Raw genomic sequence first — 23,974 nt, forward strand, 5'->3', positions numbered from 1 at the left:
TTACACCTTAGTCAACATCTGTTTCTTAAAGGTCATAGGAGCGCTCTTAAAATGGGCTTTAAAACTGCGGATAAAGTGTGAAGTATTCTCAAAACCAGATTCGAGGGTAATTTCATTGATATTGAGATCGGTTGTTTCCAGAAGATATTTGGCATAATCTAGCCGTTTTCTTTTAAGCCATTTTCCCGGAGTTGTTCCGTATATTTTAGTAAAGTCCCGATTAAAACTTGCCAGACTCCGATTAGATAACGCTGCAAAATCCTTTAATTTCAGATTAAAAATGAAGTTCTCTTCCATTACCACCTTTATAGATTTTCTACCGGTAGCAGCAATTTCCTTAAAGCAGCGTGTTGCAAGGGGATTGTGACCGCCGGTGGCAATATTGATGATTAATTCTTTGAATTTCACTTTTAGCAGGCTTTTGGAAGGCGGGTCTGATTCCGAAAAATAGTTCATTAAGGAGTTAAAATACTGTATAAGACTCCGATTTAGGGCTAATGGGATAACAGAATCTGTCTCTTCATCCAGGGCCTCCGCTAAAATCAGGTCTGTCTCGTGCTTGAGTACCGAACTTATAAATTCATCGGGCATGAAAATCAGTAGTGCACAAAAATCGCCATTGAGAATTTTAAATACCCTGTGTACGCCTTTTTTTAAAAAAGCAGCATCTCCTGCCCTTAAGGTATATTCTTCTGTTGGGGTTTTCCACCTGCCTCCTCCGACAAAGACGTAACAGAAATAATTCTTTTCTGTGGAGTAATCTACCGGTGATCCTTCTAATGGGCAATCATACGCTGTAAACAAAACATCATCTACAGACATCTGCCTAAATAAAGGATTCCCTTCAACAAACTTATAAAAGTCGATTATCTCCATTATAAGACGTATTTAGAACAGCAGGACACCTGAATTATTGGCTCCAAATCTTATTCCTCTCTAAGATAACAATTCTTCAATACTGTAAAAAGGTAAAAATTAATAATCACGGGGATATTACTTTTTGAAAACTTAACCGATAATTCAGTACCTTGGGGATAAGACTGTCAAGGGCTGCCTTATAAATCTTCATTCCCTTATAAAGACCAGGCAGCGCTTGCGCTCTGCCAACAAAAGTGAATTTAGTGGTAACTATATTGAAAAACTGTATGTTGATTATGACGCTGCTTTAATAAATTCGCTTAGTCAAAGAACAACCAATTTATTTTCTTAATTTACGTATATAGGTATTAAGCATGTGTGGTGGTGCGGTTAATGTACACTAAAAGACCAAGGGAAAATGGTTATGATCCAATATTTACATCTCTTTTACATTTGCATTAAAAATGGATCTAGACCATTGGTTCTGCTTGCGCTTGTTTTCAACCTAGGTATTCATGGCTTACACTCCCAACAAGTTTCAAACACCGGGTTGCCCTATATTCAGAATTATTCCCCTACAGATTACAACGCCGCTTCCCAAAATTGGGCTGTTGTACAAAACAAGGAAGGTTTCATTTACGTAGGCAATAATAATGGGGTTTTGGAGTATGATGGTGTCTCCTGGAGACTTATAGAACTGCCAAACTATGGTATAGCCAGGGCGCTGGCAATAGCTTCGAATAACAGAATCTATGTTGGTGGTTATAATGAATTGGGGTACTTAGAGCCCGATGAGCAGGGGTTGCTCCAATTTATTTCCTTGAAAGAAAATCTGGAAGAAAAGAACTTTCAACTCGTTGGCGATATTAGTATTCAAAATGAAAGCATATACTTTACAGCGGAGAAAAAAATATTCGAATGGAAAAACAATAGCTTCTCAGTTCATGATTCTTCTTCAGGTTTTAATTTTTCTAAAAAAATAGGGAATGAAATTTACGCGGTGGAGAATAACCTCAAACTAAAAAAAATAGACGCTAATGGATTTAAGGAGGTAATCGATGCTTCTAAAATAGGGGCAAAAGTAATTACTGATGTTTCAACCCATGATAAGAACAAACTTTTAATCCTAACATATACTAAGGGGATTTTTGTACTAGAAAATGGCAAGATCCAAACGTTGAATGTGAAAACTTCGAATTTTTTGTCGAAATCATTGGCACGTAGAATCATTAAACTCAGTAATGGCAATTATGCCATAGGGACGGTAAGAAATGGGATAATCACCATCGATCGAGATGGTAACATAATTCAAGCAGTAAATAAAGATTTGGGATTACAGGACGATACCATTTTTAGACTGTTCGAAGATAATCAAAAAGGGGTCTGGGCCGCTACCAATTATGGAATATCCCGAGTTGAACTATCATCGCCCTATTCTATTTTTGACGAGAGGCAAGGTATTGAAGGTTACGTGAACGATATTGTTGTAATTGATGGCAAGCTATATCTTGCCAACTACAATGGTGTCCTAAGATTGGGTAATCACGAAAGTATTGAAAACCATAGTTATTTTGAAAATATAAGTCCTTTGGTTTCTTCCACTGGAACCTCATCAAAACAAGCCATTGAATTTCTTATGTCCAATGATACTCTATTTGTGGGTACACGAGCAGGGCTATACATTTATGTAGACCATAAATTGGAACAACAAATTAAGCTTAAAAGTGGAGCTCTGTTTCGATCAAAGAAAAATCCTAATCGAATTTATGTTGGTTTGGCAGATGGTCTGGCCTCTATTGTTTATAACAATGGGAAATGGGAAAACGATGGAAGAATAGGAGGTATCGATGATGATATTCGTAAAATTATAGAAGACACCGATGGAAATCTATGGTTAGAATCCCAAGTTGATGGCGTATGGAAGATAGAAGCCGGATCACTTAGAAATTCAGATAGTTTTCATAATCCAAAAGTCAAACACTTTAAATCTAACCAAGAACTACCGGATGGAGTGCTGTTTTTAAGATCGATCAATAATAAGGTATTGTTCAATATCGATAATGATATTTACGCTTATGATAAAAAACAGGATAGTATCATTAAAGATTCGAGCATTGCCCAGCTATTTAAATTACCCGGGGAAATTTCGGTGAAGCTTGAAGACAAAGATGGTCATGTTTGGATGTTTGCCCAATTACAAAAGGAAGATGAACGAAGATCTAGAATCAAGGCAATAAATGAGGGAAATGGAACATACCGTATTCAAAAAAACGCAGATGAACGTATTACACAAGAACTTGGTGTAGCGCATTTTCCGGAAGCTAACGATGTGGTTTGGTATGGTGGCAGTGGCGGGGTGATTCGTCATGATCTTACTATTGTCGGCAATGAGAAATTGGACTTTAATTCCCATATTCGAAAGGTAACGATTCAAAATGACTCGATGCTCTATGGAGGTGCCGGGGAGGCCAAAAGAAATACTTCAATTCCGTTTCAAGGTAATGCATTCAGATTTGAGTATTCTGCCACAAGTTTTGACAACGAGTCCGAAAACCAATTCCAATATATCTTGGAAGGTTTTGATGAAGATTGGTCGTCCTGGACTTCTGAAACCATGAAGGACTATACGAACATACCTGAAGGGGAGTATAGTTTTAAAGTACGTTCAAAAAATGTATTCAATCATTTGGGTAACGAGGATAGTTTCTACTTTGCCGTTTTACCACCATGGCACAGAACATGGTGGGCTTATTTAATCTATGTTGTGGGAGCAATTGCATTGGTATCGCTACTGTTACAATGGAGGTCCAAGGAATTGAAAAGAAAAAATGAAAATTTAGAAAATCTTATAGCAGATAGGACTACCGAGATTCGGCACAAAAATGAACTTTTGAACCACCAAACGGAACAATTAGAGCAGTTGAATGAATCAAAATCACGTTTATACTCGAATATCACACACGAATTTCGAACACCTCTCACTGTTATTATTGGAATGGCGGAAACCTTAAAAACCAATGTACTGAACAAACAATTTGAAGGGGCTGAAAAATCTTTGAACATGATTCGTCGTAATGGCAAAAACCTATTGCACATGGTCAATGAGTTATTGGATCTGTCAAAGGTGGAAAGTGGTTCTATGGAGTTGAATTTGGTACAGACCGATGCCATTCCCTTTGTGAAGTATTTGAGTGAAAGTTTTCATTCCTTGGCCGAATCCAAGAATATAAATCTTACCGTATATTCCGAAATTAATGCCTTGGAAATGGATATAGATGTAAATAAGATGGCATCGATTATTTCCAATCTACTTTCAAATGCAATAAAATTCACCAAAGCCTATGGTAAAATAATTGTTCACCTCAACAAAATCAAAACTAAAGACGGCGAACTATTCTCCATTAAAGTTCAGGACAATGGTTTGGGGCTAGCAGAAAATGACATCGCTCATTTGTTTGATCGCTTCTATCAAGTAGATAACGAATTGTCATCTAAGCAAGAAGGTACAGGCATTGGTCTTTCCCTGGTCAAGGAATTTGTAGAATTAATGAAAGGGACCATTACTGTAGAGAGTGCCCTTGGTAAAGGGAGCACTTTTACCGTACAAATACCAGTAACTAATAATGCGGTTCAAATCTTGGATGCCAAAATAACGGATGAACCTCCCGTTAAAAAAACAGCTCCCAATACCAAAGTAGAATCCTCCTTTTTTGATGAGGTCTCTACATTACCCCTGGCACTGATTATTGAGGATAATGAGGATGTTGCCCATTATTTAAAAACCTGTCTCAAAGGAAAATACCAAACACTTCATGCCATTAATGGGGATAAGGGTATAGAAATGGCTTATGAGAAAATACCGGATATCATTATCAGTGATGTCATGATGCCCGGAAAAGACGGTTTCGAAGTGTGTGCTACGCTCAAGGGCGATGAACGTACAGACCATATACCCATTATTCTCTTAACGGCCAAGGTAACTGCGGAAGATCGGCTGACAGGACTGTCCCAAGGTGCAGATGCCTATCTGGCCAAACCTTTTAATGAAAAAGAATTGTTCATTAGATTGGATCAACTATTGTTATTGCGTAAAAAACTAGTCGACAAAATCCAAAAAGATGGCCTGTACAATTTTCTGGGCAAACAGGAAGAAAATCCCGAAACAAAATTCCTTCAAAAAATCATCCAAGTCATAAGGGAGGATATTGGCAATGCTGACTTTGGTGCCAAAAACCTCGCCGATAAATTACATCTAAGTGAATCCCAGATTTATAGAAAACTAAAAGCCATTACAAACAAATCAACCGCCGTCTTTATACGCTCTATTCGTCTTCAAATAGCTAAGGATTTGATCCAGTCCACAAATAAGACCATCTCCGAGGTGGCCTATGAGACCGGTTTTAACGATCCTTCATGGTTTAGCCGTGCCTTCAAGGAAGAATTTGGCATTACCCCTAGCGAAGTTTCTAAGTAACTGATTTTCTACCCTTTAAAAGTATTAATTGCATAGATATGCAATAATAGTACAAGCTTTTTATTCCCGATTCACTATTACTCCTAGTCTTTGAATAAATAGTGCATGAACATAAGCGAATCTTGAGCTATTCTTGCTATACATAAACATTCGAGCAAGATCAACTTTGAATTTGCTGTATTGAAAGATAAAATAAACTATTATGAAAACAATGGAAAAAACTAAAAGCACAGCTACCCTTCTTATTTTGATGCTGAGTGCTTTCATTATGGTAGCCATGATGCCGCTAAATGCCCAGGTAAAAAGAGATCAACGTACTCCAAACCAAAACGTCACTGTTCGTGATCATCGCACCCAAAACAAAAATGTTACTGTCCGCGACCAAAGAAATAAAAGTGTGGATGACCCCTTTGCAAGACTAAAAAAAGAAGCACAACGATCCCCTGTTCAAAAAAACAAAATGAAGGCTGTTAAAATAAGCTCTAATAATCCTAACTACCGGGCAACATCCAAAGGTAAAATTAAATTTGTGCCATTTAAACTTGAAGATAAAAATGGCAGAGCTGTTTCGCCTGGCCGAAGCATTACCTTGAAAAATGGAAGAAGAACTACTGCACAGCAAGCAATAGACAAACTCAATGAAACTGAAAAATTACTTAATGCCCAGGGCTTTTCATTACGAAATAAGACTCCTAAAACAATTTCAAGAACATATACCAGTAACAGATACTTAAATGCAAGAAAGGCGACAGCTCCAAGATCTGTAGGTACATTTAGAAAAGGAGCCAACCTTAAAAAGTTTATGAGTCTTGAAAAAAAAGTGGGGGTGGTCACTTCATTTGATAATGTAAAAGGAAAAGTAATTACATTAAAGCCCTTCAGCATGTACACTGAGAGTGAAAAAAAGGAAATCAATAAATATAATTTCTCAAAATCATCCAGCGGCCGTATGATGGCCAAAAGAACCATTGTTCCTCGCCGCTTTCAGAAATTCAGAATTGAAAGGATTGGCAACTTATCTCCTATTCACGAATATAAGCCAGCAGATAAAACAGCAATTTGGAGTTTTGGTCACCCCGATACATTTCAGGCCAGTATTGAAGGTAGATTACATCGTTACGCAAAAATTTATCCGTACGACCCTAATAATCCGGAAAAAAATAAGTCAGAATTTAATGTGTCTGCATCCGGAAAGGTTAAGGGTACAATTTTAAATAATTCTATGGATATACTTAGTGCATCAGGCGAATTTAATGCTCCTTCCGATGTATCCAAAAAGATGACTACAAATATTCAGCTAAAGATACTGGGTACGGCAATTATTAATGATAATAGATCTTTTCCGCAAAAACACTCGATTAGCGACAGCTACAGTAAAAGCTTTGATAATTCTTTTGAATTTGAGGTTCCAATAATAGCAGGGATAGACTTCGTAGGTCTTATTGGTATTAAAGGTGAGTTAGGTTATGAATACGAAGGCAAGATTGAAAGAACAGTTGCACAGGTAGATGCAAAACCATTAGTAAATTTAAAGGCCTATGGCAAAGCAGGTCTTGAATTTGCAGAGGTATTGGGAGGTGGGGTTGAGAGCGAACTTACCTTCATCAAGGCAGACATGGAACTACAGGCATATACAGGGATCTGGAATCAAAACTCTGAAGAAATTGTAGTTGGCATTAACCACTATTTTGGTTATGACGTCAATATGCTAAGTGGCAAACTTGATGCATATGCCGAAGTTTGTGTTCCGGATTTTGTACCAATTTATGGAGGGGATTGCAAACGTATAACCCACAATGTATTTAATTGGGACGGATTTAAGGCATCAGGAACTATCGCCGAGGGCAGTAATACTCATACATTGGCCAATATTGCCAAATATGACGAAGAACCTGTGATGATAGGCAATTAAAATAATAAAAGACCATAGACAATCATGTTGGGAAAGAGGGTTTTTTTTAGTTACATATTTCTTTTATGCCTGTTAAGTTTCGGGTGTAAAGGAAGTATGGTAACTGAGGTTTCTGACCAATTGCATTATTCCTATAGTTCAGAAAGCTTAGGATATAACGACATAAAAAAATTATACAGTTCGGATACCGTCAATCTAAAAAAACCATTTTTTAAAAGTGCCACTTTGCAGCAAGCTCAAGTACTTATAAAAGCTCAACTGGCAAAAACAATCTTGGAGAAAAATACTGAGGGTAAGTTGGTTTGTTATCAATTAACAGACCTTTCATTTACCCTCAAAAGTGGCGGAATTAGTATGGATACAGAATTTATTAGCAAAGATTTAAAGCAACCAGTATTTGTTCAGATAAATGATTCCGGGAAAATAGGACATATTTATTTTGATTCATCCCTGAGCAACATGGCAACGGGTGTTTTCAAAGATATTATTGGCAGGATGCAATTTGTACAACCAGCAAAGAAATCTAAAAGCTGGCAAACTGTAGAAGAAAACAATAATGGCACCTATATGGCTAACTACCGTATGGCAAAGTCCGGTTCATCAGCTGTTACCTATAATAAAGAAATAGTAAAATATCTGGCGTACAAGTCGAAGAGAAAAAATCAAAGTATTGATATAGATAATGCCACTACAATTGAAACTGATAATGATGGCGCAATCAATAAAATTAACACTTCTGAAGCGCAAATAGTGCTTTACCAAACGGATACCATAAGTGCATCAGGCACCAAAGTGGCGGTTTTGCTAAGGTCCAAAACCAAAATAAAAAATAACATAAAAGAGCATTTATTAACTATAAAAAACTCTGACAATTACAGCATCCAAACCACTTTAAGTGCTCCTGTTTCTACCAAAAATATAACTAAAATGGTGCATGCAGGAACCTTGGGTACAGATAATTGGCAGCAGCTATTTCAAAGATTATCCACAGCTCATGACTTAACCAAAGAGCAGGAAGTGTCTTTAATTGAAAAGTTCAGAGCAGTTTTTTATTTATACCCGGATACCTGTAAACAAGTGGGTGGGATCCTGGAAAGAGAACCGTTTAATTCTATAATCTCCAGGGTACTTCGCACGGCATTATCAACGGCGGAAACATCAGAAGCTACAGATGCTATTGCCGATATTATCAGCAGGAATCATAACAATGAACAACTTCTGGAAGAGCTATTGACAGAACTAACCACCACAGCCTTTCCAACTAAGAATGCCATTGAAACTGTAAAAGCTATTGCATTTAAGGCTAAGGAGCCCCAAGACGATTTTATCAGGTCTACTGCTCAACTTACCCTGGGAGGAATGGCTTATCGGATTAAAGCTATCGACAGCGTACAAGCAGATGAATTAACCAGCTTTCTTCTAAAGGAAATGAGGACCGAAAAAGATACAATTCAGCAGTTGTTTGTACTGGGGAATACCGGCTCACCCATTGTTTATCCATTTATCAAATCCCTGATTGAACATTCACAAACATCCGATCAGATAAAAATTGAAGCTATTTATTCGCTCAGTCTCATTAAAAATAGTCAGGTCTCCGGCTACCTGGAAAAATTGGCTCAAAACAACAAGGCAACAATAAGAGAAACGGCCAGGGAAGTAATTAAGTCTCGAAGTAATGAATTTGATGCACCGAAAATAAATTAATAACATTTAAATCAACACGGTATGAAAAAAACTAAAACGCTTAAATCATATCCCATATTTCTATGCTTGTCATTTGTGATTTTAGTTTCTTTTTCTATTGCACCTGTCCAAGCTCAGGTGAACCGTGACCACAGAACTAAGAAAGTAACAACTCGTGATCATAGAACCAAGAGCCCACAAAAAAACCCTGTTGCTGTGGATGATTCCAAAAATAACTTCCTGGTGAACAATCCTCCCAGAAGCACCCGGGAAGACATAGCAAAATGGAATAAAATTGTCTATAAAATGCAGGGGATAGAGGGGTTTGATCCAGTTAGAAACAATATAGGCACCAGGCCTGCAGAAAAAAAAATTAAGGACCTTCCCGGCACAGGGTATAAAAATAATTGGCTGCCTCTTAGCACCAGAAAACAAGTTTGCTGTGGAAAATTAGAAAATTTTAAAACCTATGACGGAACCGGTGATGAGATGGATTGGAATTTGTTTATTCTACCTAATGACGACTTTTCATTTTTAATTACTGAAACACTCCCATACAAGGAAGAAACGCTTTTAATGAGTAGCAGCGGCTGGCACAAAAATAAGAGAGGTCAATATCTCCTGGAGGGGGAAGTTACTCCGGATCAAAGTTTGTATCAAAATGTATTTTTCCCTTTTAAAAAGAAAAAGGGGAAGAAAAGCCAGGATCCTGTAATTGGACTTGAAGGGAAAGAAATTTGCCTTTATGGTCCCTGGGTTAGAGAATGGTTGCATCATCACAGACCTGAGATTCATCCCTCAGAAATGATATGGTGGAAGGAGGCGAAAGGGTATTACATGATGTTAATTCAGGACGATTCTAACAGGTTTGACAGCAAAGGCGATTTCGATCTGGACGGAATAGGCGACAATAAGTGGAAACCATGGGCCGCTCCTCCCTTAACAGCACAGTTTAAAATTGCTTTTGAAATTAAACCTACAATAGCAAACCTTCCATATAAAATGGATATCCGAGAAGTATATAAAAGATTTGTTGTTACAAAGGAAGATGGAGCTGCTTTGGCAGATGCTGATAATGGCACCTCCCATGCGCTGGTAGTAAATAACAAAAAACTTTTGGTAGTCAATGAACAACAAGAAAATGATAAAGACCTGGGAGTAAAGTTTGTTGAAATCACAAAAAGAGCAGATGGAACCATTCAGGGCTATGTTCAGATAACCACTAAAGTTGGCGGACCAGATTTAGGAGGAGATGAAGGCTATCATATACTATATGTGGCCTCGGGTATACCCAATAAAATAAGTGAACGAGCTAATAAAATAGATTAGAAAATACAGAAGACAAATTAAGGGTACGCTATCAACTAAAAAATATTAAAACAATGAAAAGTCTATTATTAACAATTTTAATGAGCATTACGGCAATGTCCTTTATTCAGGCTCAGGGAGGAATAAGTATTCATAATTTCAACGCAGAAAATTTGTCAAGCTCGGAAATTGAGGTTTCCGTTGAATACAGTTTTTCCAGAGAAGTTGATACCAAGGGCATGGTAATTAGGGCGTTTCCCGTTATGGCAGATGGAAAGGCCAATTATAGGGATGTCCTTTTGGAAAGTCACCAAATAGAAGTTGGGAATCATAACGCCAGTTTTAAAATTTCTAAAAAACCGGGAGGGAAAGATTTTAGCAGCGAAAGCATTAAAGTTTGTATGATCGCCAATAGAAGCATTATACTGTGTGAAGCATTTCCATTTCCAATGACCTGGAGTTTAGCCGCAGCTTCTCCAGTTGAGATAATTTCATTTTCTACAAGCAAGGATTTCGCCGAAAAAGGAGAAACGGTAACACTTTCATGGGAAACAGAGAATGCTTCAAAAGTTAGTTTATTACAAAAGGGAACCAGAGCGCTTTTTAGCGTTCCAACTAGCGGATCTAAAAATGTTGTTATAGATAAAACCTCAACATACGTACTTATGGCAAGTGCAGGCTCATCCAAAGGGCCAACAAAGGTAGAAAGCAAGAATGTTAGAATTGAGGTGGAGAACAATGAGCCCGTCTTAGGTAATTTTTATGCCAGTCGCCCTACCGTTCGCAGAGGCATAGCATCTAAACTTTTATGGGATGTTTATAACGCTGATAAAGTTACGCTTAACGGTGAGCCTGTTGAGGCCATTGGAGATAAAATTGTATCGCCTATTCGTACAACGAGGTATCTTTTAAGAGCTCAGAAGGGGGATAATGTAAAAGAAGAATTCCTGAGTATATACGTAACTCCTTTTGCACCTCCAAAGCTATCCGACCCTATTTACAGTCTGGAAATTTGCAAAAGAATTGACACGAATAACGGATATTCCAGATGTATTTCATCTGATGGCCCCTTTGTTACCGGAGATGAGATCCTGGTAATGGTACGTCTTAAGGGTCTGCCAAGAGGAGAAAGCAGTATAAAAAGAATCACTTACAGGGGGCTATTCGGTAAAGACAAATGGACAAAAGCACACCAGGAAGAAAGCACTTTCACCAACACCAGCACAGGAGAAAGACTCCTGACATTTCCAGTTGTGAATTTAGGCGAAGGTGCCAAGAAACTTGAAATAGTTATTAATGGGAATAAAGAATCTACCAGTGAGATAGTCTATTGTGTAGATTGTTCCCGGCTCTGGGAATAATAGCAGCAATAAGACAGTGATGCTAATTTTAAACGTCATTTCACAAATACTCCAAGGTTTTGAATAAATAGTAAATGCCTTTTTTTGGAATTTGGGGTAATCTTGTATTGTAATCAAAATCAAACATTTAAATTTTATAATTATGAAAACACGGTTAGTATTTACATTAATAGCTTTAGGCTTTTTTGTTACGGCATGTCAGCAAAAAGAGGCGAAATCGGAAGTGACAGAAGTTAAAGTTGATCTTATAAATGATGAATTCCCGGAGGCTGAGCAAGAGGTAATGGAAACATTTGGTGCCATTGCACAAAGCATTAAAGACGGGGATATTGACAAACTCATCTCCTTCCATGCCTATGGCCCCAAGTTTACCGAATTTAAAGGCGGAGAGCCACGAAATGGCAGTGAAGGCAATGAAAGTCACGAACGCAATGTCTTTGGGTCGGTGACCGAGGTTGTCAAGTTTGATGCAAAAGACCTGAAAATTGCAGTATACGGAGAAGTAGCCAATCTTACCTTTCACTCAGATTTTGAGTTGAAATTTGGAGAAGATCTTGTTGTAGTGAACGATCAGATTACGCTGTTATTTGTTAAAACTGATGAGGGCTGGAAAATGGTTCACGAGCATCACTCTCCCCTGAAACAGGAAGAACAAATGTAAAACCAGACACCAATAAACCAATACTAAAGGCCAGGATTTGTGATCGTAAATCCTGGCCTTGTACTTATTTCTTTACACAATTCCGATTTAAACCAAACAGATCAAAAACAAATTTCAGCAGTAATATTGCTTTAATTACTGGCCAGGTAGAGCTGAACAAAAAGCAGCGTATCCATATAGATATGTGCCAAGATCAGCACCCATAACCTTTTCTTTAGTACCAGATAGGATACCCCCATCGCCAGGCCCATAAACCCGGTCTGAACCATGCCCATAGCCCCCCACTCATAGTGAATTAGCCCGAAGAAAATGGCACTTATCAGTACGGCCAAATGCTTGCTGTATTTAAATGACCTTGTCATCTCAGTTAGCCGATTGATTAGAAACGCCCTGTAAATAACTTCCTCCCCAAAAGAGGATATAAAGTAGACCCCTGCCAGGGATAATATAAGACCACCGAGATTGTCCTTTAGAAATTCATAATTGCTGAAATCCGCACTTTCCGGAATCCCGCTAATATTAGCTACGATAACCGAGCCCAGGATAAAGCAGCCTACGCCAAATACAAATACAAGCAATGATTGTCCAATGATGATCAGCGCCTGTTTAAGATTTACAGATTTAAAGGTGAGTCCTAACTCCTGCCATGTTTGCCCGCGGAGCTTCATGCTTGTCCAGATCATGGCCAGCATCATCAGGTTGGCTCCCCAAATAACTACAAAGCCTCTGATAATGTCTTCCCCGGCCCAGGAACTAGTTAGTTTAACAAATAAGAATGCAGGAAGAAATACCAAAAGCATTTCCCGCAGGCAGAATAACCAACTGTAACCTTCAGCCGGTACATTTTTAATTTTAGCTTCCATACTACTAGAATTTTAGATGAGTTCCAAAACTATGGTAGTTGATAATGCGAGTCGACCGTCTTCAGGAAAACGGACGAATTAATGCGGCAGTGGTGGTAGTTATATGGTTTAACCTGCTTTAGGACAAGCTCTTTTTATACTCGGTCGGGGTTTGGCCGGTTAGTTTTTTAAATTCCTTGTTGAAAGAAGATTTGGAATTAAAGCCAGCCTGGTACATGGCTTCGATAACAGTAATTTTCTTGTCCGGGCCCTGTAATATTCTTTTCACTTCCTCACAGCGATAGCTATTGACGAAATCGAAGAAATTTTGATTAAATCCCTGATTAATTACCTGCGATAGCACCTTACTACTTACGCCTAATTCCTCTGCTAAATCCTTACTTTTCAGTTCCGGATTCAGGAAGAACTGCTTGGACTGCATTAAATTAGCCAGCTGAAGTTTGTAATGATCTGCCTCTTCCTGGCTAAGGTTAGACATGGCATATTTCCTGGTTTCTTCCCTGTCTATTCCCGAAAATATGGCCGGCTGATTGAGGGCCTTTACCAGTACAAGGTTGATAAAGTAAAACGAAACAACAAGCAATACCAAGACCGAAGCATATACGAAATAGATGTTCCCAAAGATGGGAGTCAGGTTATGGATCATAGCCACTAGCGTGATTCCAAAAAATGCCCGGATCATAAAACTCAGCCAATTGAGATTAATCCCCTCAATACTGGAGAATTTGTCTTTTATAACCTTATGGTATGTTTTGATTGTTCGCCAGGAGAGCCATAGGTAGCAAACAGCATGTAAATAAGTAAGCAGGCTAATTGCGTATACCCAGGGGGGTAATTCTGCTGTGTTAAATTTTTCAGCAACTTCAGATTTGGTCTCAGCATCAACCACCAGGATAAGAAATATAACAAGAGCCGTAAATATCAGATAAGGTATTAAGTGCCCTAGCTCTTTTCTTTTAAAAGTGAAATCGCGGTATACCACGGCACGTGAATAGAAAAATAAAACAGGTCCATATAAAAAGAAAAATGCGTCATCTAAAAGGTGAAGCATCGGATTAGCGAAGACCAAACCGCTTACCCGAGCTGTAAAATCCAGTAGATTAATAGCAAACATTAAGAACAAAAACCCAAGAAGGCTATTGTTTCTTTTGCTGCCCTTCTTATGCGTAAATAAGTAGATTGCTACAAAGAATAACTGGAAAGCCACCAGGAAAGAAAGCAAGGCACCTAAGTTGTATGTCATAACAATTAAATATAAGGATATCTCCAGAAAGGCAACGGTCATCACGTGTTTAATGACAGCCGTTTTTAATTAATTGCTTACTGCTAATTGTTAATCACTAACTGCAAGCATCCACAGGATAACCAAAAAGATCACACACTGTGTACATTGCCCGGGATTTGGCTATATTTGAGTGCTCCCCTTCTTTAAATAATTACTATCAACTGAATGACATGTGCTTCAGTGAATTGCACTCATCATATATAAAACTGTTGGTGATAATTAAATAATACTATGTCGGAAAAGAGTACATCCAAAAAAAGACAAAAAAAATGGTTGCAGGTACTTCAGTTTTTTGCTGCCTATTTAGTGGCTGCCTGGACCTTCTTACAATTTGTGGATTGGATTTTAAACCGATATCAAATATCTCCCTATTGGGTAGACATCTTGCTGTGGTTTTTTGTAGGTATCATCCCTTCTTTGGTCATTTACCTCTATCACCGGGAGCGTATTAATAGCAAAATTTTACGGCTGAGAGAGAAGATCATTTTCCCTCTGAATTTGGTATTAATAACCGTTGGGCTTTACTTCGGATTTGGAACCGCAGATCTCGGTTCAACAACAAAGTCTGTGAACTATACAACAGAGGCAGGTGAGCAAAGATCCGCCCTAATTACTAAAGAAGAGTTTAGAACCGGTTTCTATATATATGATTTTAAATCTAAAGTTGCCGATAGTACCACTACATGGCTAGAATTTGGAATTTCTATGTTGCTCCATGAAGACTTGTTGCAGAACAAAAACTTGAGTCCTGAAGTGGCCGGTATACGTAATACTACAGAAAAGGTTAAACAGGCGAGTTATTTCCATGACTTTTATGTGGATGGGGAATATGAGATCATAAATAATGAATACACAATTACTACATATATCAGAAATGCGAAAAATGCAAAGATCAAAGCACAAGAAAAGGTTACCGGAAAAGATGTATTAAGCCTGATCGATAATATTTCTAGATTTGTTATTCGCACATTAGATTCTAAAGAATTTAATAACCCAAATTATCTCGATTTAAACATTAAGGAAATTACCAGCAGTAACTTAAAAGCCCTGGAACATTTTAGAAATCGGCAATATGAAAATGCTGTAAAAGAAGACAGTACATTTGCGCTTGCATACCTTTACGGCGGGAAAAGAAATTTGAATTTTAACCTTAGTAAATTTGAAGATCGCGTATTAGCAGATAAAGCATTCCGTTACCGGTACAAATTGCCATTACAAAAACAAGGAGAAGCTCTTATACTAAAATACCTTGCCTATGACGAATTTGATAAGGCGGAGGAGCTGGTTAAATTACAACTGGAAGTAGATCCTAGCGATGAGAATTATAACGGGGTATTAAACAAAATTTATGGAAAGACAAAAAATCTTGAAGCGTATACACAGCTGGCTTTCGACGCCTGGGAATACAAAAAAAGTCAGAATAACGGCTATAACCTTCTTGATGCCAGTCTGATCCGTGAGGATTATGATTATATTTTAAAACAAATAAATGCCCTGCTACTGGTTCAACCAAATGACGATGTCCTTTTTAGCCTAAAACTATTACCACAATTGTTACAAGGCGATATCAATTCAGCTACCAAAACCCAGGAAAAAATAAAATTACTACATCCTAATTGGCAAAATCTTACCAAGGTACACGATCTGGCCATTGCATATTTAAAGGACAATCCTGTAACCAAAAAGGCATTAAAGAAATTTGAAGGCGTATACAGGTCGAACGACAATGAACAGACACAAACGTTTTGGATAAATAAAAATACCCTGTTGCGCTATGTATCCAATCAAGGGATTGGTCCACTTGTACTGGCAGGAGATTATGAAATAATTGCAGGACACACCTTGACCGGCCGTACATGGAACACTGAGTTTTTAAAGAACGATCTCGGGCAGATTTATGCTTTTAGGCAGGAGCAAAACGATTTAAAAGGTTCCTTAATAACCTGGTACTGGAAAATTAACAAAAGCATTTTAAAGGCAGAATCACTCCTGGAAAATAGACAACTAGATAGCGCTAAAGTAGTTTATGAAGAAGCGATTAAGTTGAATCCCAGTCATTATTATTTAAAGGACGCCCTAGCACATATCGTATATGTAAAAGATTTAGATTCCATTACCCTGGCCAATCAGCTCAAAGAAGTGGTAGGCACTTACGGTCCTCGTAAATTTTGGGTTGAGGCGGGCAAGTTATTTTACAAACGTGAGATGGCTGAAAACGGACAGGTATTTCCAACCATTGAACTTCTGCCTATCGCAGAAGACCGCTATATGAACAGAACCAACCTTAAATATCAATATGCTTTTAACTATGCAAATGGGATGGTGATTGACTCTTACGTTTATGTTTACAACCTGGAAAATCAAAAATGGGAAAAATCAGAACTTGCAGTTAATACCTGGCGCAAAGATTGATCTCCAAAAAACCAAGAGATACGTCCTTCTTCAACTAGCTGATTTGAACCTAAACCAACAGCTTTCCCTATCCAAACTTCTATGCTGATAATTGCTTTCTGTTACTTTATTCAACCGCATTATCTCGCAGCCCTTTTTCAATCATTTATAGGTTAATCAAAAATGATCTCGTGTTTGCAGTTTACCACTCACTGATAACTGTTCACTGACAACCTACCCTTACCAGCGTTACACGTCTTTTTAAACATTCTAAGGGAAGCTTTATCCACTTTGGGACATCTAAACCAATCTCCTTGCTATATATGACTTTAATCATAGATAAATTAAGGTATCAGTGATAAATTTGATAAACCTATTAAATATGTCTTCATATGAAAACCAAGACACTTATAGAATTAGTCACCTTGTCGTCCAGTTTGTACTATCTGGCAAAAGACACGCACTTGATAGAAAGGATACAAGAGCTTTCTGATACAAAAACAGATTCCATTAATGGCAACAATTTAGACGCAGATGGAAATGAATTGGAATTTATGGATAAGCTTATTGTAAAGGCCGGTCAGTTAAAGGATGAACTGGAAGTGAAGATCGAGGAAACGGTGGTTACATTTTATAAGAAAATGAATATCGCCCATTTGGATGAGATAAAGGCGTTAAATGAAAAACTTGAGACCGCCGATGCGGCAATTGCTTTATTGGAAGCCAGATTGAATCATCTTGAAAAGAAGGCCTGATATGAACTTCTATCCCGACATAAAAGGCAGGTACCGATCTGCCACCAGATACAACCAAATTCTTAAGGTACTGGTTAAATATGGTTTCGAAGACCTGGTCTATTATCTGGAGAAACAAAAAAAGTATGGTTTTGTACGCGGATTGGTACCGCGCACTACGCGCAAACATGCCCTGAGCTTTAATAAATGGGAAAAAATGCGCCTTGTCTGTGAAGAACTTGGCCCCACCTTTGTAAAGTTCGGTCAGATTATGAGTAACCATGCCGAACTGATTCCGCCCGATTTGATCAGTGAATTGGAAAAACTCCAGGACAAGGTGCCCCCCATGCCCGAAAATATGGCCAGGGAAATGGTAGAAACGGAGTTAAAAGGTGATGTAGATGAATTATTTGCCTGGTTCGATTCAACTCCATTCGCTTCTGCATCCATGGCACAGGTACATGTTGTTACACTGCATTCCGGAAAACGGGTAGCCCTGAAAATTCAGCGTCCCGGGATTAAGGAAACAATTATTGAGGATATTAAACTCATGTATAATATTGCCGAAGTATTGTCTAAGCGTATTCCTTCACTTAATAGTTTTGATCCTGTTGGCCTAGTACGCAATTTTGAGGAATCCATATTGAAGGAACTGGATTTTATTCATGAATCTATCAATGTACAGCGTTTTTATAACAACATTGTCCAGGATGAAAGTCATGACCAATATGCAAGTGCCCCTAAGGTATATCAGGAGTATACGACTGATAAAGTGTTGGCACTGGAGTTTATTTCCGGTATCAAGATCGATAAGATTGAGGCCCTGGCAGAAAAAGGTCATGACCCAAAGGTTATTGCTCATCGATTGACAAAAACCTATTTTAAGCAGATATTCGACTATGGATTCTTTCATGCCGATCCTCATCCGGGAAATCTATTGGTGCTTCCAAATTCACATATATGTTACCTGGATTTTGGTATGATGGGAAGTATCCTACCCAGGGATATTCAGACATTTGGACAGTTATTCCTTTCGATTACACGAAGGGATGTAAACAAAATCATTAAAGCACTTCAACGCTTATCAAACAATCAGGCCATTGAAAATATAAGGCAACTGGAGTTTGATATCAACGAATTTGTTGAAAAGCATTACGTACGCGATGTTCATAAAAATGAGTTGAGTACAATTATGATGGAGCTCAAGGATATCATTGTTGAGCATGGTTTAAAAGTACCGACACATTTTTATCTGTTCGCCAGATCACTGGTTACCATTGAAGGTGTTATACAAAAGTTAGATCCGGACCTGGATCAGTTAGCCATGGTTCGCCCTTATCTATTGAAAGCAATTTCAAAAAAATTCAGTCCTGCCAAAATGGGCGAAAAGGCTATTAATTCGCTATTTGAAATAGGCAATTACATGGAGGAATTTCCCCGTGATCTGAAAAACGCCATACGCAAAATAAATAGTGGACAAGTTAAAGTAGATATTACTCATAAAGGAATAGATCCTATGGTTCATACCTTACATCGGGTCACCAAACAAATAATCACGGCGTTTATAATGAGCGCTCTTATAATTGGCGCGACCTTATTTATTATATCGGAGATTGAGCCACTATGGGGTGGTTTCTCTGTAATTGGCATAATTTGCCTTATTCTTACTGTTATACTTGGGATTGGTATGATACGGGATGTACGTAAAGGCGATCATGACGATTCGGACGTTTGGGAGGATTGACATGCGTTTATTAAGCACAAAAAAAGCACGATCTAAAACATCGTGCTTTCTTTCTGATAAATAAGGATAGTGTTTATGCCGTTGGCTCAAACGCCCGCTTTAAATGGGTAAACGCCTCAGAAACCTCTGTTTGGAAATGTTCCCATTTGGTTTCTTGTTTCTTTTCACGTTTCGTTTTAACCCCATTAATGAATTCGTTGAATTCTGCTTTGCGCTTCTCGAAGGCTATTTTAGCACTTTCTTTACCTTCCTCAAATTTCTCTTCAAGTACATCCAATTTTACTCTGAATTTCTCTATCTCAATCTGCATAAATGCGTACATTTTGCTCACTTTTGGATTACTCTTAATTTTAACCTCCAATTCGTGAAGCGATTTTAAAAGGAGTTTCTTTTGTTCTATGAACTTCTCTTTAGTCTCTGCCTTCCCTAATGCCAACTGAACGCGAAGTTCATCTAGTTTAGCATTGATCTCATTGACCTGTTCCTTGCCTTCCCGGACTTTTGACTTGCTTTCATGAATAAATTGGTTGAAATGCTTCTTTGCTACTTCGTAAGCATCATGTGCTTCTGCCTTGCCAAGAGCGGCTTGTACTTGAAATTCCTCAATCTCGATGGCGGCCTTTCTAAGAGACTCTACCACCTTATCCATAAAGTGTGTGTTATCTGTATTTTTCATAATGATATACTTTTTATTTGATCCATAAATTTCAGAAGTATGATCTATTTGGGCAATGATATATGTCAGGATTGGCACCTAATTGTTTAGGAAATTTAAGCTTGCGCTATTTTTATTCTTCGGATACCAGTCAGTGTTTTCTGTCGAGACTTATGTCTGATAAGAGCCCCGCCCGCCTTACCTATCCAAACTTCTATACTGATAATTGCTTACTGTTCATTGTTCACTGTTTACTGTTTACTGTTCATTTCTACCCGCCGCATCATCTCGCAGCATTTTTTAATTATTTACAGGATAATCAAAAAAGATCTCGTGTATACAGATCACTTATTACTGAACCCTATCCAAACCATTCTTGCATATCTAAGAACCTATATTAAATCTCTTCAGTGATTTGATTCCTATAATTACTTTCTTTTCCCGTAATTTTATGTCTCGTCATACGCAAAAACCCAAAAAGGAGTATCGTTAAGAGTTTACTATGAATTGCTCAATAAAAATTGTTCCTAAGGCCTTATTTCTGGTATTGCTGTGTGTTTTCCCGTTTCCTGGATTGGGCCAGGATATTGTGAATGAGATTGGGCTTAAGGAAATAAAGGGGCATTTACTCAATGGTGTTGAGCTTCAGATGGATGGTGTTGTCGATGAGTCGTTTTGGTTAAATATACCGGGTAATGGCAATTTCCTGATGCAAGAACCCAAAGAGGGCGGTGAACCTACAGATAGAACAGAAATAAGGGTTGCTTTCGATAAACAAAATATCTATATCGGGGTAATTTGCTATGATAGTGATCCAACAGGTATAAAGGCTTTTCAGAAAAAAAGGGATGCATCACTGCAAACAGACGACCGTTTCAGATGGATATTCGACACCTTTATGGACAAACGAAGGGCTTATTTTTTTGAAATTAATCCTTTGGGATTGCGGGGAGATGGTCTCATTTCTTCAGGCCAGGGACAGACTTTAAACAAAGACTGGGATGGTATATGGAAGGCATGGACCTATATTGGTGATTTTGGCTGGTCTGCCGAAATCAGGATTCCCTTTAGGAGCATAAACTTTGATCCTAAAAGCGATACGTGGGGAATTAATTTTCAAAGGACCATACGTCGTAAAAACGAGGAATTGCTTTGGACCGGCCATCGACGAAATCAGGGGCTGTTGCGGCCACAGAATGCCGGTATACTTACCGGCCTTGTTGACCCGTCTCAGGGAATAGGGTTAGAAGTTGTCCCTTATGCCATTACCCAGTCTAGCAAAGAATATGATGAGGAGAACGATGAGTCTGACAACACTACTTCCGCCGACCTTGGGTTTGATATTAATTACAATATTACTTCCCAGTTGAAGGTCTCTTTCACATACAATACTGATTTTGCACAGACAGAGGTAGACGATAGACAAATAAACCTTACACGTTTTCCTTTGCGTTTTCCTGAAAAGAGAGATTTTTTCCTTGAGGGCTCCTCCATTTTATCATTTGCCCCACGAAGTGGTGTGGATCCTTATTTTAGTCGCAGGATCGGCCTGGTAAACGGGGTGCCCATTCCGATACAATACGGTGGCAGGTTAGTAGGTAATATGGGGAAGAACAATATTGCGCTGATACATGTGCGTACCGGGGAGCAAGGGGAGCTGAATCCGGAAAGTTTTACGGTGGCAAGGTACAGACGGGAATTTTGGAAGGAAAGCTCCATAGGGGTTTTGTATACCCTAAGAAGCACTAAAGACGATGTGCTGTTAGGGGATCCGGTGCAAGATAGAAGTACCCTGGGAACCGACCTTACTTTGAGCACTTCTGAATTTATGGGTGACAATGTATTGCAGTTTTCAGCTTTTTTTATAGGACATAATGCAGCGTCCCCATTAGACCAGACCACTTCACTACTAGATAGATCGGTACGTGGCATACGTTTTAATTTTCCGAACCGGCCTTGGTCTGCTTATGCATCTTACCGGGTATTTGGTGTGGCCTACGACCCGGCAGTTGGGTTTAACAGACGTAACGGATTTAAAAGATTTCAACCGGGAATTAGCTATTCGCCTTTGTTCGAAAAAAGCTCCCTTATAAGAGAAATTGAGTGGGGTATTCGCTATGAATATCTCACCTCACTGGAGAATAAATTACTTACCGAGAACCTTACATTTACGTTGGGAGAAATTACCTTCGAATCAGGGGAACAACTGGAATTTAAGGTGGGCAGGAACTTTGAGTTTTTAGATGAGGATTTTGATATCCTCAGGGATGGCTCTATAGTTGTGGTTCCCGGAGCTTATGCAAATTGGGGCTATGAATTGGAGGCGTCTTCCGCATCGTTCCGCAAAGTATCGGGATCTATTGGCTATGAAGCCGGTGGTTTCTGGACTGGGAATATCTCGAACCTGGTGATGGGTTTAACTATTCGTCCGGTACCGGGCATTAATCTGGGCAGCCAATACATATACACCAAGGTAACCGCTGAAAATAGTGGGTTTAATACCAATTTATTCCGCTTGGATCTAGGCTTTGATTTTACCCCGGATATTTCGCTCTCGTCAAACATTCAGTTTGATGATGTAAGCGAAGTTCTGGGGACCAATACCCGGTTTCGATGGATAATTACTCCCGGAACCGACATTTTTTTTGTGTATAACCACAATTGGCAGAACAACCCCGCATTGAACAGAAGGTTTTTTACCATACAACAGGGAGGGGCGCTTAAGATGGTTTATACCTATCGTTTTTAGTGTAGATATTTAAACTAAGGTTGATCAAGGCTAAGAGGGCCTGATTTCTGGTACCCAACAGGATGAATTGTTCATTTCCAGCCGTACGGGGCTTTGCAGCACATGGCCCTCAGGCTGACGATAACTGTTTACTTTTTACTTTTTACTGTTTACTTTTTACTGTCTACTTTATCCAGCCGTATCATCTCGCAGCCTTTTTCAATCATCCACAGGATAATCAAAAAAGATCTCGTGTTCACTGTTTACTCTTCACTGTTCACTGTTCACTGATTACTGATTACTGATTACTGATTACTGAAACCTACCCTAACCACCCTTCCCTATCCAAACTCCTGTATTGAATAGCTTCGGTTATACACCCGAATGTGTAAGTATGTATTTTACAAATTTGAATGATACCGAAGTGCAATTCAATTAAAATCCATCCAGTTTACGATTATCTATCAATTCTGATTCCCGGATAATAATTCAGTATCTTGGGAAGACTACCACCAACCAATACTACACATGTTAAAGTTTTTTAGAAAAATTAGACAACAATTACTAACTGAAAACAAGTTCAGCAAATACATAGTGTATGCTATTGGGGAGATTCTATTGGTGGTGATAGGGATATTGATTGCTTTGCAGATTAATAACATGAATGAAGCCCGTAAAACCGAGAAATTTGAACATCAGATTCTGAATGATATTTTGATTGCACTAGAAGATAATATTTTCCGAAATACCGCATGCCTGAAAAGCAACAAAAATTCAATTGCCTCTGTGGATATTATACTTAAACAATTGGAAGAGAACACTGGTTACCATGATTCACTGGCATACCATTTTTCAAAATCTTTGACATGGTGTTCTCCCTCCTTCCAAAATGCTGGTTATGAAAGCCTTAAAACTTATGGAAGAAATCTCATAACAAATGATACGATTAGAGAATATTTGGGGATTTATGATGCTGGTTGGATGGAAAATCTATCGCAAAGACAGGAAGATTTCTTCTTTCATACTGCCAACCCGGTCTTAATCAATCTATTTGAAAAAGTAGCCATGCGAACGAAAATGATACCCATTGATTACAAGGAATTGAAGCAATCTAAAACGTATCTGAATATACTCAGAACCCTTAAGGCCTACAGAGAGGATCAAATACGATGGCAAGAAGAATGGAATAAAAGTTTTAATAATCTTTATAAAATGATCCTGAGAGAATTAAAAAAGAAAGAATGAAAGACTAACAATGGCTGTATTTATTTACTGCCTATCTTCGGCTCCATTCTTTATCAAGAAAAACCAACCACT

Annotated in this window: 15 protein-coding genes; 11 read left to right on the plus strand and 4 right to left on the minus strand. The window is 38.4% G+C overall.

All coding sequences use genetic code 11. The annotated features are described in order from the left end of the window. Positions 1–876, minus strand: a complete 876-nt coding sequence (locus J1G40_RS04170) for an AraC family transcriptional regulator (RefSeq protein WP_265241253.1) — start codon at positions 874–876, stop codon at positions 1–3. 532 nt (positions 877–1,408) lie between these two features. Here J1G40_RS04170 and J1G40_RS04175 point away from each other — a divergent pair. The 6 genes from J1G40_RS04175 to J1G40_RS04200 all read left to right on the plus strand — a co-directional run bounded on the left by J1G40_RS04175 (position 1,409) and on the right by J1G40_RS04200 (position 12,257). After that, positions 1,409–5,332, plus strand: a complete 3,924-nt coding sequence (locus J1G40_RS04175; protein ID WP_265241254.1) for an ATP-binding protein — start codon at positions 1,409–1,411, stop codon at positions 5,330–5,332. A 202-nt stretch (positions 5,333–5,534) separates the two neighbouring features. Further along, complete coding sequence (locus J1G40_RS04180) at positions 5,535–7,244, plus strand: hypothetical protein (RefSeq protein ID WP_265241256.1); 1,710 nt, start codon at positions 5,535–5,537, stop codon at positions 7,242–7,244. Between the two features lie 225 nt (positions 7,245–7,469). Further along, complete coding sequence (locus tag J1G40_RS04185; protein ID WP_265241258.1) at positions 7,470–8,948, plus strand: hypothetical protein; 1,479 nt, start codon at positions 7,470–7,472, stop codon at positions 8,946–8,948. A 21-nt stretch (positions 8,949–8,969) separates the two neighbouring features. After that, positions 8,970–10,256: a hypothetical protein gene (locus J1G40_RS04190; RefSeq protein ID WP_265241259.1), complete on the plus strand. Its 1,287-nt coding sequence runs from the start codon at positions 8,970–8,972 to the stop codon at positions 10,254–10,256. 53 nt (positions 10,257–10,309) lie between these two features. After that, on the plus strand, positions 10,310–11,596 hold the full coding sequence (locus J1G40_RS04195; protein ID WP_265241261.1) for a hypothetical protein: 1,287 nt from the start codon (positions 10,310–10,312) through the stop codon (positions 11,594–11,596). A 142-nt stretch (positions 11,597–11,738) separates the two neighbouring features. Then, positions 11,739–12,257, plus strand: a complete 519-nt coding sequence (locus tag J1G40_RS04200) for a nuclear transport factor 2 family protein (RefSeq protein ID WP_265241263.1) — start codon at positions 11,739–11,741, stop codon at positions 12,255–12,257. Positions 12,258–12,388: 131 nt separating this feature from the next. On the opposite strand, the gene J1G40_RS04205 is transcribed toward J1G40_RS04200, so the two are convergent. Next, complete coding sequence (locus J1G40_RS04205; RefSeq protein ID WP_265241265.1) at positions 12,389–13,120, minus strand: CPBP family intramembrane glutamic endopeptidase; 732 nt, start codon at positions 13,118–13,120, stop codon at positions 12,389–12,391. Between the two features lie 118 nt (positions 13,121–13,238). Then, the gene (locus tag J1G40_RS04210) at positions 13,239–14,363 is read right to left on the minus strand and encodes a helix-turn-helix domain-containing protein (protein WP_265241267.1); all 1,125 of its coding nucleotides are present in this window, start codon (positions 14,361–14,363) and stop codon (positions 13,239–13,241) included. Positions 14,364–14,636: 273 nt separating this feature from the next. On the opposite strand from J1G40_RS04210, the gene J1G40_RS04215 reads away from it, so the two are divergent. The 3 genes from J1G40_RS04215 (at position 14,637) to J1G40_RS04225 (ending at position 19,274) form a co-directional block, all read left to right on the plus strand. Beyond that, the gene (locus J1G40_RS04215; RefSeq protein ID WP_265241268.1) at positions 14,637–16,817 is read left to right on the plus strand and encodes a tetratricopeptide repeat protein; all 2,181 of its coding nucleotides are present in this window, start codon (positions 14,637–14,639) and stop codon (positions 16,815–16,817) included. Positions 16,818–17,188: 371 nt separating this feature from the next. Next, on the plus strand, positions 17,189–17,551 hold the full coding sequence (locus J1G40_RS04220) for a hypothetical protein (protein ID WP_265241269.1): 363 nt from the start codon (positions 17,189–17,191) through the stop codon (positions 17,549–17,551). Position 17,552: 1 nt separating this feature from the next. Next, positions 17,553–19,274, plus strand: coding sequence for an ABC1 kinase family protein (locus J1G40_RS04225; RefSeq protein ID WP_265241270.1), 1,722 nt, complete (start codon positions 17,553–17,555; stop codon positions 19,272–19,274). A gap of 73 nt (positions 19,275–19,347) precedes the next feature. Here the strand turns inward: J1G40_RS04225 and J1G40_RS04230 are convergent, their stop codons facing one another. Next, entirely contained in the window at positions 19,348–19,950 is a 603-nt protein-coding gene (locus J1G40_RS04230; RefSeq protein ID WP_265241272.1) for a hypothetical protein, read from the minus strand. Positions 19,951–20,431: 481 nt separating this feature from the next. On the opposite strand from J1G40_RS04230, the gene J1G40_RS04235 reads away from it, so the two are divergent. Continuing rightward, on the plus strand, positions 20,432–22,678 hold the full coding sequence (locus J1G40_RS04235) for a carbohydrate binding family 9 domain-containing protein (RefSeq protein ID WP_265241274.1): 2,247 nt from the start codon (positions 20,432–20,434) through the stop codon (positions 22,676–22,678). 507 nt (positions 22,679–23,185) lie between these two features. Then, a complete protein-coding gene (locus J1G40_RS04240) occupies positions 23,186–23,902 on the plus strand; it encodes a DUF6090 family protein (protein ID WP_265241276.1) in 717 nt (238 codons plus the stop codon). The last annotated feature ends 72 nt before the right edge of the window (positions 23,903–23,974 follow it).

It is taken from the genome of Muriicola sp. Z0-33 (genome assembly GCF_026126425.1).
GTDB lineage: Bacteria > Bacteroidota > Bacteroidia > Flavobacteriales > Flavobacteriaceae > JAFMPW01.